The organism is uncultured Shewanella sp. (genome assembly GCF_947497935.1).
Classification (GTDB): Bacteria; Pseudomonadota; Gammaproteobacteria; order Enterobacterales; family Shewanellaceae; genus Shewanella.
The window spans coordinates 57244-70594 of record NZ_CANMIO010000014.1 but is presented as its reverse complement, the minus strand read 5'-3'; the positions used below and the strand labels follow the sequence as shown (position 1 = coordinate 70594).

9 protein-coding genes and 1 other RNA gene are annotated in these 13351 nt (G+C 45.9%); 5 read left to right on the top strand and 5 right to left on the bottom strand.

The window, feature by feature from the left end; genetic code table 11:
* Window positions 1-87 precede the first annotated feature (87 nt).
* From Q1A86_RS15405 to Q1A86_RS15385, 5 genes are all read right to left on the bottom strand, one after another.
* The gene (locus Q1A86_RS15405; RefSeq protein WP_299808178.1) at window positions 88-1980 is read right to left on the bottom strand and encodes a hypothetical protein; all 1893 of its coding nucleotides are present in this window, start codon (window positions 1978-1980) and stop codon (window positions 88-90) included.
* Window positions 1981-2005: 25 nt separating this feature from the next.
* Entirely contained in the window at window positions 2006-4480 is a 2475-nt protein-coding gene (locus tag Q1A86_RS15400) for a hypothetical protein (protein WP_299808176.1), read from the bottom strand.
* Window positions 4473-5933 (bottom strand): glycerophosphodiester phosphodiesterase family protein, encoded by a 1461-nt coding sequence (locus tag Q1A86_RS15395; RefSeq protein ID WP_299808174.1) that lies wholly within the window; start codon window positions 5931-5933, stop codon window positions 4473-4475. Before Q1A86_RS15395 ends, Q1A86_RS15400 begins: the two co-directional genes overlap by 8 nt.
* A gap of 858 nt (window positions 5934-6791) precedes the next feature.
* A non-coding RNA gene (gene ssrS, locus Q1A86_RS15390) (6S RNA) lies at window positions 6792-6973 on the bottom strand.
* Between the two features lie 82 nt (window positions 6974-7055).
* A complete protein-coding gene (locus Q1A86_RS15385; RefSeq protein ID WP_299808171.1) occupies window positions 7056-7376 on the bottom strand; it encodes a cell division protein ZapA in 321 nt (106 codons plus the stop codon).
* A gap of 316 nt (window positions 7377-7692) precedes the next feature.
* Here Q1A86_RS15385 and Q1A86_RS15380 point away from each other — a divergent pair, with 316 nt between their 5' ends.
* From Q1A86_RS15380 to gcvH, 5 genes are all read left to right on the top strand, one after another.
* On the top strand, window positions 7693-8268 hold the full coding sequence (locus tag Q1A86_RS15380) for a UPF0149 family protein (RefSeq protein ID WP_299808168.1): 576 nt from the start codon (window positions 7693-7695) through the stop codon (window positions 8266-8268).
* A gap of 96 nt (window positions 8269-8364) precedes the next feature.
* Window positions 8365-9642: a 2-octaprenyl-6-methoxyphenyl hydroxylase gene (ubiH, locus tag Q1A86_RS15375; RefSeq protein ID WP_299808165.1), complete on the top strand. Its 1278-nt coding sequence runs from the start codon at window positions 8365-8367 to the stop codon at window positions 9640-9642.
* Window positions 9643-9763: 121 nt separating this feature from the next.
* On the top strand, window positions 9764-10984 hold the full coding sequence (locus Q1A86_RS15370) for an FAD-dependent monooxygenase (protein ID WP_299808162.1): 1221 nt from the start codon (window positions 9764-9766) through the stop codon (window positions 10982-10984).
* A gap of 350 nt (window positions 10985-11334) precedes the next feature.
* Complete coding sequence (gene gcvT, locus Q1A86_RS15365; RefSeq protein WP_299808159.1) at window positions 11335-12429, top strand: glycine cleavage system aminomethyltransferase GcvT; 1095 nt, start codon at window positions 11335-11337, stop codon at window positions 12427-12429.
* Between the two features lie 459 nt (window positions 12430-12888).
* A complete protein-coding gene (gene gcvH, locus Q1A86_RS15360; protein ID WP_202722628.1) occupies window positions 12889-13278 on the top strand; it encodes a glycine cleavage system protein GcvH in 390 nt (129 codons plus the stop codon).
* Window positions 13279-13351: the final 73 nt, after the last annotated feature.

Genomic DNA, 13351 nt, shown 5'->3' with positions numbered 1-13351 from the left:
AAAAGCAGGCCCAAGTTAACATTGTGCCTGCTTTTTTGTTTTTAGTGCGGGATTAGCACTGACGGTATCTTGTTATGAATTTAGCGCTTAACGCTCCATATTCATCGATTTAAGCAATACAGGGCTATTGTAGTCAGCAACCAAGGTCTTAGCGTTAAGCCAGAAACGTCGGCGGGTTAAGAAATAGCTACACAGCACTGATAGCAAAATAATTTCGACAACATTGTACTGCGTATACATAATTGCTGGCTGCATTATGTCGCTAATCCCTCTCGCGTAGTTCTCTTCTACTGGCACAATACCTAGTGGGCCATTAAGCATAGCAATCACAAACTGAAGACCGACATATAACGCTGCTCCGGCAATTAAACCTATTGGCTTTAAATACCATTTTTTCGGTAATTTAACGCCCATCACCAATAGATATAAGCCTAGAATAATTGCGCCGCCAGCTAAGCCCTCTGCGAAATCGGGACCATAGTACATTGCGGCTTGAGTATTGTAATATAAGCTTAGGAAAATATGAGGCACTAGCAAAGTGATGCCTAATGCCAGAGCGTAGGTTTTGGCTTTACCGATATTTTTCCAATAGAATTTTTTAACCAGTTGATAGCTCACAAAAAAGAAACTTAACGCGAACACGTAATTGGCAAAAGGATGAATGCCAAATAATGCAAATTCGGCACTTAATAGCGCAATAATCCATTGTGGATATTCCATGATCCCCATTCTCATCGTGGCTTCTTCGGCAAAGTGCGGGAATAACAGCGCGATCATTACCGTTAAGGTAAAGAACAGCCAGGTATATTTAACCAGCGAAGCCAGCATTTTAGGAACGATGCCTTTAATACTCTGCTTTTTAAGTTGGCCAATTAAGCTGTCGTAATTGGCACCGACAGCGTCTTTGATATCGGTTGAAACCCAGTTTTCTTCAAGTAATGCAATCTTACTCTTAGTCTCTTTAGCTTCAATAATATCCTTAATCGCAGGTGTCGCCAGTGCGTTGATATCATCACTCTTACTGCCAGCCCCTAGTTGCTGGGCAACTTGCCAAACCGCAGGATCGTAGACTCCGCCAGCATCGTGGGTAAGATTTTGCTTACCTGCAAAGCACATTTTTGTGTCGACTTTATCAATGCTTGCGGTAAATTGCAGCGTTGGCAATACCGCGGTAAAGCCATATATAAAGGTACAACCGTCAAGCTCATCCTTCACATCGATTTCAGTGATATCGTTAACACAGTGAACAACGTTCAGCCCTGTACGTTTAACAAAGTCGTTAGTCCATTCATGGTAATCGCTGCTGGTGTAGAACCACTTGGTACTGCGCTTGGCTTCGCCATCAATGGTGTAGCTATAGTATAAATAACCGCTACCATCACAGGTACCGCAAGTGACATCACCGCTACCACCGCAGCTAGTACAAGTGCGGTTACCGCTGCCATAACAGGTTGAGCAAGTTTCAGTGGTGTAAACCGTACGCTCATTGTAACTGTCGTAGCGACTTACGCTGACTCGGCCGCTGCCACTACAGGATAAACAGTTCAATTTTCCGCTGCCACGACAGCTTCTGCATCTTACACAGCCAGAACCATTACAGGTATTACAAAGATCTTCGCCTACATAGACATCTGGCGCTGAATTTAGATTGGTATTTTTGATTAAGAAGTTTTTTGATACATCCGGTCCGAGGATCTTTAAAAAACGTTCGTTAAACAGTGGATTTCGACCACTAACATATTCTTGAGCGGCTTTATTGGCCTCTTGGCTTGCTCTTGAAGAGCTACCACTGGCAATACCCGATGGGCGTCGACCACCGTGTTTATGGCGGCTTACACCAATTTCGACTCGCCAACCAAAGTTGAACTTTAATTGGGCATCTTTAGGCTGTTCATCGCTGAGGACTACTGGGACATTAACCCCAGTGATTTTTTCACCATTGCTTCGAATAAAGTTTTGAAACTCTTGTAACTTACTCACGTGATACTTCCTATAAAGTCACTGATTAAAACTTAAGGTTAAACTGAGTTTGGTCAGCTTTGAGGTACACCCATTGGCGTACGTCTTGGTAGCCCTGAGCACTGATTTTGATGTCATAGCCACCGGGCGGAAGTTGCATTCCTGACTGATATTTCGGCTTAATATTCATCACCGAAATTCTGGCATTTTCCACGTTGGTATTAATGGTTAATGGCAGGGTTAAGCTAGGTTTAGCAGCGGCGCTTTGTGTGATGACCACTTCATCATGCTCTGGCAGCACCGCTAAATCGAAACGGTTTAATGGCTCACTAATTGCGTGGAAACCTTGAGTCATTTTAAGGGCGTTATCTAGTGATGTACCAATAGGTTGCACAAGTGGTTGGGTGACAAGAAGCCACTTTAATGCGTAGGAAACACTGGCCGAATCGTTCTTCTCCATTTGCTCAAAGAAGTAATTCATCGCCGAGTCATCCATGGTGTATTTATTACCACCAATAGATAAAGGCACCACAAAAATACAGGCTAATAAGGCGATGGTGACAGCCGGTTTGATATAGGGTTTAGTTGCCTTATCTGCGTCATCATCAGCTTTACATTTTGCCTGTTTAGCTTGCACTAACTCCACCAGTTTCATTGGCAATTTAAGTACCGTAAGCAGTACTAATGCCAAGCTTATCGACATTGAAATAGGTGGAATAATGGTTGCTCGTAGCGCCGACTTACCCGTTGCGGCAAAGTTACCGCCATCGGCAAACTCTGCTTGCTGGGCTTCTAATACATTGATGTATTCAGTGGTCTTACGCTGAATATTGGGCTCAATGATCTGCTGCTTAAACTGACGGTTGTTCCAGTCGGCTAAGGTTGGCTTGACGTATAACTCGCCCATACGCTGTTCAATGCGCTGCTGAATTTCATGATGACGTTGGAATTGCTGCCAACTGAGGTTTGGCGACATCTCAGTATTTTTAGCGCGCATATTTTTGCGCCATTCAATATCGGCCTGTTGACGCACTTTGCTAGCAACGGCTTTATCAAAGGTTAAACGGTCGGTAATAGACCAAGTTGTCGGTAAATTTAAGCCCTTTTGTTTAAGCTTTTTATTCACTTTAACGCTAGTAAGTTCGTGCACTCTAAAGGTGTGCAGTGAGTTAATACCTAACGGGTAACCGCCAGACTCTTTTATAAAGTCGGGCTCCATTTTCACCATCAACACGTTCTTATAGTGGTTTACATCATTGGTATATACCATACGGTGATCTTTCAAGCCCGCGTCGCCACCAGTAGCAGCGTCTACCGCTTGCATTGCGGTAAATAGACCAAAGGTCATCACACCCGCAATGATTGAGTTACCGACATTTTCAGAGGTAGAGATCTCTTCACGAATAAGCCAGTCGTCTGCAGGAATATAGGGGATACTTAACTTTTCGATTTCACGGTCATAGTTTGCTTGTAAACGCTCATAACAGCTATTACGACTGTTGCCTTTTCTTTCACGACACTCTTGACGACGTTCGAAATAGTCATACATTTTAGGTGCGATTTTCTGTGCTCTAGATTCAACACGAGCTTCATAGGCGGTTACGCCTTTTTGATACTTCTCCCAACCTTGCTTCACTTGGTTTTGAGTGTCTAGCCAATACTCATCTGAGCGCTCTGGTGCGCTGGCAACAGCTCGGTTGTACTTAGCAGAGCCATCAGCATACTCTTGGTACTTACCGCGCAGGGTTTGGCGGAAGTCGTCGTAATCTTGATAGTGAGTATCAAAGTTAGACATGGCTCTATCACGGACAAATTTTTCCATGATCATGCGTTTTTTCTGCGATAGATCATCAACCAGTTTATCGTCGGCATACACTAAGCCACCAAACACAGATAAAAAGGCTTTTTCGGTGCTGCTATGAGCTGTGTCTGGGTCGTAGTTTATGCCTTCAAACTGAATCGACTTTTCGATTAACGCGCTACGTAACACCTGTGAAATATACGCTTGCTGGCGCTCTGCAGGCGTCGATGCATCAATGATAAATTTATCCACTAACCACTTTTGGCCAAAAAATACAGTAGGCCACACAAGTACCGCAATTAGGCTGAAATAGCCTAAAGCGTGGCCAACCCGTGCCACACGTTTGCCGCTAAGTAGCATATCTGCCAGTAGTAAGGTAACGCCAATACCACTAATGGTTCGGCCAAAGAGTTCTACTGCGCGTAAGTCATCATGGCTAGCGTTACGACCGCCAGCGACATCGGTTAAAGCTGCGTTAAAAATCGCCTCAGGAAACAGGTAAACCACAGAGCAGATGAACATGGTCATCAACCACCAAAATGGTTTTCCGGTAATCGCGATCTGCTGCTCTACTTTTTGCTGTTTTTGTTGTTTGGCAGTGATTGACTGCTGCTTTTTTTGTACTTTTTGCAGCTGTTTTTCTGCTTCCGCCATTTTAGTTTGCGTTGGCGCCGATTTTAATAAACCGGTGGCAAATGGGCTGTGTTTTTTATCAGTCATTGTTGCTACTTGGTAGGGTTAAAATAATGGTTTTGCTATTAGTGGTTTCAATCTGTTCATCAATAATGGTTGGGAAACCATGTGGATTACTTGCGTGAGTCTGCTTGTTTACCTTTTTAGGTTTGGCTTTAGCGCTGGCAATGGCTTTAAGGCCTGAATTTAACGAGATGTAATAGCCTTCTTGTTGATAGCCTAGCATTTCATTAAAGCGGTCAAAGTCAGCATCGCTTGGCAGCGAAGCGATATACCTACCCGAAGCGGTTAGCGGCTGATAGCGCTTTTTAGGCACCGCAGCATTAAACAGCTTTTGGCAGATTTTATAAGGTGTGGTGTCGACAATAACGCCATCCGGTAGCTTGGATTTTGCCAAACGCTTTAGTTGCGACTGATGATAATCGGTGCCGTTAATCGTGTAGGTATACACTTTCATGCCATAACGGTGCGCACTGTTTAGAACGCTAGTGTTTTGCATAAAGCTGCGAATATCTAAGTGCAAGCCAGAGTTTGCGCCAAGCTTATCGTTGAGCATTTTAATGCCTGAAGATGAGGCATAGTTTTTATAGCGCGAGCGATAACGTTTGGTGCCATATTTGCCAGCAAACTCGATACTATTTTGGTTATCTAAGTAGTAGTCATCGTTTTGTGCGCCGCGGCGCAGATCCGCAGTGACTTTATCAACACTGGTTGGGTGGGCTCCTTGAACAAAGCCTAGGTAGACGCGTGGATTGATACCGCGGAGCTTTTCTAGCATTTCAAGATCAGATGCCGAGTAGTAAAAGCCACCCTGACCAATGGTTTGGCGCAACATATTGTCGAGCTCAACTAACTCATGGCCATTAGCTTCAGACTTAATCTCTACGTTTAGCAGTTGATCATAAGAGCGATAAGCGGCAAAGGTGGTAAAGGCCTCATAAGCAGTAATGGGTCGTCTATCCAGCAGTTCATTCGAGCCTTTTTGGCGTAGCTTTAGCTTGGCATATTGCTTAAGGTTCATGCGCTCAAGTTTGTAGCGCTCGCCGGTGTAATAAACCGTTGCGCGGCCGGTCTGGCTATCATGATGGTTAACCCAAGTGCCATCACCTAATTGCATCACGTCGATTTCGACACTGTTGTAGTTATCAAATAGTGCAGATGCGATGGCAAGGTCGCTACTTTCTGGCAAGCGAAAGTCACCACGGTGCGCTGAGATATCCAGCGGACACTGGGCAATAGATACCATTTTGATATGGCCATTATCGCTTAGGTATAAGTTGCGATCGCCCAAGGCTAGCTGAATATCCACCATATCGACCCCATCAACTTTTACATCGAAAGGCAGGTGGCTTAACGCTTGAGGAATAACCTTCGCTGGTGCAGGTGGTGCATCGGGGGTAGATTGACAACCAATAAGAGCGAAAAGAGCAATGAGCAGTACCGCGTAGTAACGGCGAGGGGCTTTTATGTAACTTGCCATAGTCCCGGAATTGTAAGTTATTAATTATGCGAGCTTTATACTCGAAAAGCGTGTTGAAAACAATAATGAACAAAAGCCGTTTTTAGCTAAGCTATTGATTTCGATTAACTTGTAAAAAATTGTAAAACCGTAAATTTTACAGATTGTGATATATGTTTAACAAAAGCCAGCTATTAGGGTCAATAAGGTATAAATACCAATGGCTTAAAAAGTAAACAATATGTTAGCAAGGGCTTAAGAAGAGCAAAGAAGGTAAGAATCGAACGGCCTGCGGCCTAGCGAACGTGACTGCGTCACTACAGAACGCTGCGCTTACGGTATGAGCAAGGGCCTAGGAAGGGCGAAGAAAGGTTCTAGGTACTAGGAAAAGCAAGCTGCAAAGACGATGAAAGCAAAGACGACACAAGCAAAGATGGGGAAGCGGTTTTAATCTTACTTTGAAGGTCGGGCTTTAGCCCGTAAGTCTTTTGATTTTCCTAGCAGGACGAAGTCCGTCCTCGAAGCGCAGCGCCCTAGAATCTTTTTTTAAAGCAGAGACGGTATAGAGTCGAACGGCCTGCGGCCTAGCGAACGTGACTGCGTTACTACAGAACGCTTCGCTTACGGTATGAGCAAGGGCCTAGGAAGGGCAAAGAAAGGTTCTAGGTACTAGGAAAAGCAAGCTGCAAAGACGATGAAAGCAAAGACGGGTAAAGCTGAGACAGGAAAGCCGGAAAAGCAAAGAAAAGACAAAAGTCGTGATTTGTGCTGTTGCTTTTCCTAGCAGGGCTTTAGCCCGTCCTCGAAGCGAAGCGTCCTAGAACCTTCTTTTAAACAAAAAAGCCACCTCTGTCGAGATGGCTTATTGCAAAGATTTAGATGCTCCCCAGAATACCGACCGCTGGTGTAGCCCTTGAACCGTAGGTTCAAGGCGGGTAAATGAATACCTCCTAAGGCTTCTCGGTACGAGCCGAGCTTGCGCAATGTCAGTAAAACATTCACCCTGGGTTTGTAAGTATCGGCACAGGGACATTACCAGCTAGCGAATATCCCAGGGAGCAAAACTTGTGTTCGTAAACCAGTCGGGTGACTTAAATGGGCTTACGATAAAATTGTTAATAGCTGCTTATTAAGCAGGTTCTATTATAACGATGTTTCGTCGGGTTTTGTAGCGCGTTCAACCAACGCATCTTCAAGTGTCGACTGCAGCAAACCGATTTTATTATCCATCTGCCTAATATAATCTTGATTCTTCTGCTGTTCTTCTAACAGCTCATAACCCGTATTTAATGCCGCCATAATGGCAATTTCTTCACGGCTAATGTTATTGGTACGCGCTTTTAGCGAGGTTAACTGCTTTTCGAGGTTATTTGCCACATGCCTAAGCGCAGCTTCTTGTCCTTGAGGACAAGCAATAGAGTAGGTACGACCCATAAGGGTAATTTCAATCGCCTTGCTACTCATCCCGAGAAGAGTCCTTTAACCGTGTACTTGAGCGGACTATATCGGTCTCAATAGCAAAGTGCAACACGATCGGCTCGCAAACTGGCGCAGTTTAGATTAATTGTTGTTTAGATCGCCATTGGCGTATAAACATAAACCAGTTTGTACTAATTAATGTTATTAAGTACTTACTTAACGGATAGTGTACTTTAAACGCGATTGCTGCTTTTGTGGCTAACCCCGCAAACTTTTGCCGACTTTATCGAGCACACTATTGGTCGACACCCCCACTTCTGCTAGCATGAACACAGTATATTTTGTGATTGGATAACACCTTATGGCGAGCCTACCTACATTGAGCATAGATAAGTTACTTGCAGCACTCAACGCCGCTGAAATTGGTCAGCACCCTGTCGAAGTTCACGGCGCACTCGTTGGGCTTATTTGTGGCGGGGTAGAGCAAAGTGCCTCAGGTTGGACTAAACCTCTACTCGAATTAATGAACGACGGCCAACCACTACCGAGTGAGCTGCAAGCGTTAATCGAAGACTTGTATCAAGATGCGGTTACTCGTCTGTCTGACACCGACTTTGGCTTTAGCCCTATGTTGCCCCAAGAGGAAGAGTCACTCTCTAATCGCGTCGAGGCCCTATCACTATGGGTGCAAAGCTTCCTAACGGGCATCGCGATTATCCAGCCTAAGCTCAATCAAGCGTCGATAGATGTGCGTGAAGTCATTCAAGACTTGTCTGAAATAGCCCAAGTGGAGTTTGATGTCGCCGAGGACGAAGAGTCAGAAGCGGCGCTCATTGAGCTAATGGAGTTTACCCGTATGGCTGCACTGATGTGCTACGCCGAGTTCGGTCCAGCGGTTGATGACGACGAGCCCATCGATGTGGGTGTGCTTCACTAAAACTCATACCTAAATACCGCCATCGCAGTCATTCGCAATGGCGGTTTTTGTATCGGCAACACTACCAAGTATTTTTGTTATTGGGTCTATAAACTCATGGCTAATCCTAACGAGCTGGCTGAACAAGCCAGTACCACACAGATTCATGAAGTCGATATCGCGATTGTCGGCGGCGCGATGGCGGGGGCGACCTTAGCCTTAGGCCTAGCAGAGCTTGCAAGACAGCAAGCGAGCATTGGTGACAATGCACCAATTAAAATCGCCCTTATTGAGGCACATAAGCCAAGCTGCGAGCACCCCGGGTTCGATGCCCGCTCAATCGCTATCTCCCATGGCTCTATTTTTGAGTTAAAACAGCTCGGCCTATGGCAGCATCTTGAATCTTTAGCGACGCCAATTAGCAATATTCATGTATCCGATCGCGGCCACTTTGGCATGACCGAGCTTAATAGCGAGTCACTTCATCTACCCTACCTAGGTCAAGTGGTCGAGCTTGAAGCCGTGGGTAACAAGCTGTTTAGTCTGTTAGAAAAAAGCGATATAGCGCTGTACTGCCCGAATAAACTGCAAAGCGTCGAGGCGCGTATAGACTCACAACTGTTGACTCTAGACGATGGTCAGCAGATCTCGGCAAAACTGGTTGTCGCCGCCGACGGGGTTAACTCCAAGGTGCGTCAAGCCTTTAAGCAACCATTAGAACAAGTTGAGTTTGGCCAGAGCGCAATTATCGCCAATATTCACACCGAGCAGCCCCATGACGGTTGGGCCTATGAGCGCTTTACCGAAACAGGCCCATTAGCCTTATTGCCGATGGCTGATAGCAAAGGCGAGTCACGTTTATCTTTAGTGTGGGCGCTAGCCCCCGATGAAGCTGAGCAGTTATTAACGGCGTCCAAGCGTGAATTTATCGACAAACTGCAACAGGCCTTTGGCTACCGAGCGGGGCGATTTGTCGATGTCGGCAATCGCTTTAGCTACCCATTGACCCTGTCCTATATGCCAAGACCTATTTACCATCGCACTGTTTTCCTCGGCAATGCAGCCCAGACGCTGCACCCTATTGCAGGCCAAGGTTTTAACTTAGGCCTAAGGGATGTGGTGTGCCTGATTGAGGCGCTTGAGCAAGTGCTTGCTAACTCAGAGGTGCAGGCTAGTAAGGATGTTGGCTGTAGCGCATTGCTCCATACCTATCTTGAACGTCGCAAGGCCGACAGACAAGGCACCATGAACAATATCGAGTTTTTAGTGCGCGGTTTTTCTAACGAGTATTGGCCGCTGGTGGTCGGGCGTAATCTTGGGCTACGATTACTGTCTTGGTTTCCACCGTTAAAAGCCCCTGTTGCACGCCGCGCAATGGGTTGGAAAAAAGGCTAGCACTACCGCTAGTACAATGGAAAGTACAACCGTAACAGTCACCATTAGCATAGAGCCAGTTAAGGTAAACTAATGGCCGCGTAATTCACGCTATGAGCAGTATTTTGAGTAAGGGTAAAAGATGTTAAGCACACAAACTTATGATGTCGCAATTGTTGGTGGAGGCATGGTTGGCCTCGCAACGGCTATTGGTTTAGCGATGGAAGGCATTAAAGTCGTGGTGATTGATGCGGGTCAGACTCAAGCTGTATCGGGCGCACCTAAGCTTAGGGTTAGCGCCATCAATAAGGCGAGTCAGCAGCTTATTACTAACTTAGGTGCTTGGCCTTACTTGGCTGCAGCAAGAGTGAGTCCTTACCAAAAAATGCAGGTGTGGGACAAAGACAGCCTAGGCAAGATTGATTTCGACGCCCACTCACTGAGCGAAACCCACCTAGGCTCGATTATTGAAAACGATGCCATCGCCTTTGCACTTGCCGAGCGCGCCAGCGAGTTTAGCGAGCTGACTTATATCGAAAATCAGCGCCTTGAGCGTATCGCCTTTGGTGAACGTGAAGCCTGGCTAACCTTAGACAATGGCGACAACTTAAGCGCAGCCTTAGTGGTTGCTGCCGACGGCGCCAACTCTTGGGTACGCGAGCAGTGTAAGATCCCAATGACCTTCTGGGATTATAACCACCACGCGATTGTGGCGACCATTCGCACTGAGCTGCCCCATGGCGATACAGCCAGACAAGTCTTCGATAACGAAGGTCCATTAGCCTTCCTGCCTTTATATGAAAAAAACCTGTGCTCAATTGTCTGGTCAGTATCACCGGAGAAAGCGACCGAGCTACTCGCATTAGATAAGGTGGACTTTGAGCGCGCATTAACCGCCGCCTTCGATGGCCGTTTAGGCATGTGCACCCTAGAGAGTGAGCGTCAGTCCTTCCCACTGCGTATGCGTTACGCCCGCCACTTTGCACGGCCGCGTCTGGTGTTGGCTGGTGACGCGGCGCACACCATTCATCCGCTTGCAGGCCAGGGAGTTAACTTAGGTTTCCTCGATGCCGCCAGCATAGTTGAGGTGGTGAGTGAGCTTAAACAGCAAGGTAAAGACATTGGCGATTATAAATACCTACGGGATCTTGAACGTTGGCGTAAGGCCGAGGCATTAGAGATGATCACTGCGATGGAAGGCTTTAAACGACTCTTCCAAGGCACAAACCCGCTTAAGAAAGCCATCCGCGATCTGGGGCTAAATATCGTCGACAATTTTGCGCCATTGAAAACACTGTTTATTCAACAGGCGCTAGGTAACAAGAGTAATCTGCCTAAGCTGTGTAAACGCAAAGATGATTAACAAATTTCACTCATTAGTTGAATCTAAATAAGCCTTTAATTTCATGGGTTTGTTTTTGTGATTGGTTGGTTTGATGTTTTTGTGTGAAAATTTCACATATTGATAATGAGAAAAACTAATGACAAAACTGTTCGGATTAGAAAATTCTTTTGTATACAAAGTCGTGTCTCAAGGTATAATTTCGCCGCATTTTAATACGACTACATTGATCTGTTGCTAGTCGCTTTACATTCGCAGCTTATATCGGCACCTGTGTGAGTACCCTACAAAGTACGCGATATAAGTACGCTTACACAGTGTAAAGTGATAGTGGCAGTTACAGACTAGAAGACCCCAAAGAAGGGATAGAAATGGCTAACAAAACTGTACTTTTTAACAAGCATCTAGAATCGAACGGCAAAATGGTAGATTTCCATGGTTGGGATATGCCACTTAACTACGGTTCACAAATCGAAGAGCATCACGCGGTTCGTCAAGACGCCGGCATGTTCGACGTTTCTCACATGACAGTAGTCGATGTGATTGGTGATGACGCTTGTGCCTTTTTACGCAAACTGCTAGCCAACGATGTCGCTAAGCTTAAAGTGCCAGGTAAGGCGCTTTATGGCGGTATGCTTGACCACAACGGCGGCGTTATCGACGACCTTATCACTTATTACCTATCAGATACCGAGTACCGTATTGTTGTTAACTCAGCAACACGCGAAAAAGACTTAGCCTGGATCAGCGAGCAAGTTAAAGGTTTCAGCGTCGAAGTGACCGAGCGCCCAGAGCTGGCGATGATCGCCGTTCAAGGCCCTAACGCTAAGGCAAAGGCTGCGACTGTATTTAACGATGCACAAAACGCCGCGATTGAAGGTATGAAGCCATTCTTTGGTGTACAAGCAGACTCACTGTTTATCGCAACCACTGGCTACACAGGCGAAACCGGCTACGAAGTTATCGTGCCTGAAAGTGAAGCCGAAGCCCTATGGCAAGCATTTTTAGATGCAGGCATTCGCCCATGTGGCTTAGGCGCACGTGACACCCTACGTTTAGAAGCGGGTATGAACCTTTACGGCCTAGATATGGACGAAAGCGTTAACCCACTAGCCGCCAACATGGGCTGGACTGTGGCATGGGAGCCAGCGGATCGTGACTTTAACGGTCGCCAAGCGCTAGAGAAGATCAAAGCCGAAGGTACCGACAAGCTAGTGGGCCTCATCATGGACGCTAAAGGCGTAATTCGTCACGGCATGTCAGTATTCTTTACCGACAGCGATGGTGTTGAGCAGCAAGGTACCATCACAAGTGGCACATTCTCGCCTACACTAGGTTACTCAATTGCAATGGCTCGCGTACCACGCAGCATTGGCGAAGTAGCTGAAGTGGAAATGCGTAAGAAGCGTGTACCAGTAAAAGTTATTGCACCGTCGTTTGTACGCAATGGTAAACAAGCATTCTAATTATATTGGTGGGTTTATAGCTATTTGCATCGGCTTCGTTGTCGAAAGTGCTCATTGATACTTATCAACTGCGCGCTTTCTCCTAGAATCCAAAGCAACTATCGGCTAACCCCACCATATAATGGCTAATGAGTTTGAATAGTCAGAAAAAGGTTTGGCGAATATAAAGCTTATTCGCCTTATCAAGATTGCGTTATCTATTGGCCCAGTTGCTGCTCTTAGTTGAGGGATTCGGCCAATAGGGTTAAATTTGTGATTTCAGTTAGCTCTTTATAGAGGCTAAAAGTGGTAGATTTGTGTTGTTGAACAAAATCAATGCTGCAAACGCTAAAAAGTAGATGAAATCGCTGCACTTATGATGTAAAACAGGTGCAAAAATTGATATTAGCCTTATATAGGCAAGTCAGTGTAACGTCTTATTAAATACAGAATTAGAACATCGAATAAGGATTAAGACCAATGAGCAATATCCCAGCTGAACTTAAATATGCTTCTTCTCACGAGTGGATCCGTAAAGAAGAAGACGGTAGCTACACAGTCGGTATCAGTGAGCACGCTCAAGAGCTTTTGGGTGACATGGTGTTCGTTGAGCTTCCAGAAGTGGGCGACGACGTTAGCGCCGGTGAAGACTGCGCAGTAGCAGAGTCTGTAAAAGCAGCATCAGACATCTACGCACCACTATCAGGCGAAGTGATTGCCGTTAACGAAGCATTGGAAGATTCTCCAGAGCTAGTTAACAGCGACGCATTCGGTGACGGTTGGTTCTTCCGCGTAATGCCAACAGACCTTGCTGAACTAGACAACTTGCTTGATGCCGAAGGTTATCAAGCAGTTATCGACGACGAATAAGCGTCGATGACTCACAAAGCCCCAACTCATCGCTGATTGGGGCTTTGTTCGTTATATGGCTTTAAAGCAAAAT

What these genes read in the sequence shown, in the direction of transcription:
- Q1A86_RS15400 (WP_299808176.1), bottom strand. Translation starts at nt 4,480, where the DNA reads ATGACTGATAAAAAACACAGCCCATTTGCCACCGGTTTATTAAAATCG.
- Q1A86_RS15395 (WP_299808174.1), bottom strand. Translation starts at nt 5,933, where the DNA reads ATGGCAAGTTACATAAAAGCCCCTCGCCGTTACTACGCGGTACTGCTC.
- Q1A86_RS15385 (WP_299808171.1), bottom strand. Translation starts at nt 7,376, where the DNA reads ATGAGTAGCAAGGCGATTGAAATTACCCTTATGGGTCGTACCTACTCT.
- Q1A86_RS15380 (WP_299808168.1), top strand. Translation starts at nt 7,693, where the DNA reads ATGGCGAGCCTACCTACATTGAGCATAGATAAGTTACTTGCAGCACTC.
- ubiH (WP_299808165.1), top strand. Translation starts at nt 8,365, where the DNA reads ATGGCTAATCCTAACGAGCTGGCTGAACAAGCCAGTACCACACAGATT.
- Q1A86_RS15370 (WP_299808162.1), top strand. Translation starts at nt 9,764, where the DNA reads ATGTTAAGCACACAAACTTATGATGTCGCAATTGTTGGTGGAGGCATG.
- gcvT (WP_299808159.1), top strand. Translation starts at nt 11,335, where the DNA reads ATGGCTAACAAAACTGTACTTTTTAACAAGCATCTAGAATCGAACGGC.
- gcvH (WP_202722628.1), top strand. Translation starts at nt 12,889, where the DNA reads ATGAGCAATATCCCAGCTGAACTTAAATATGCTTCTTCTCACGAGTGG.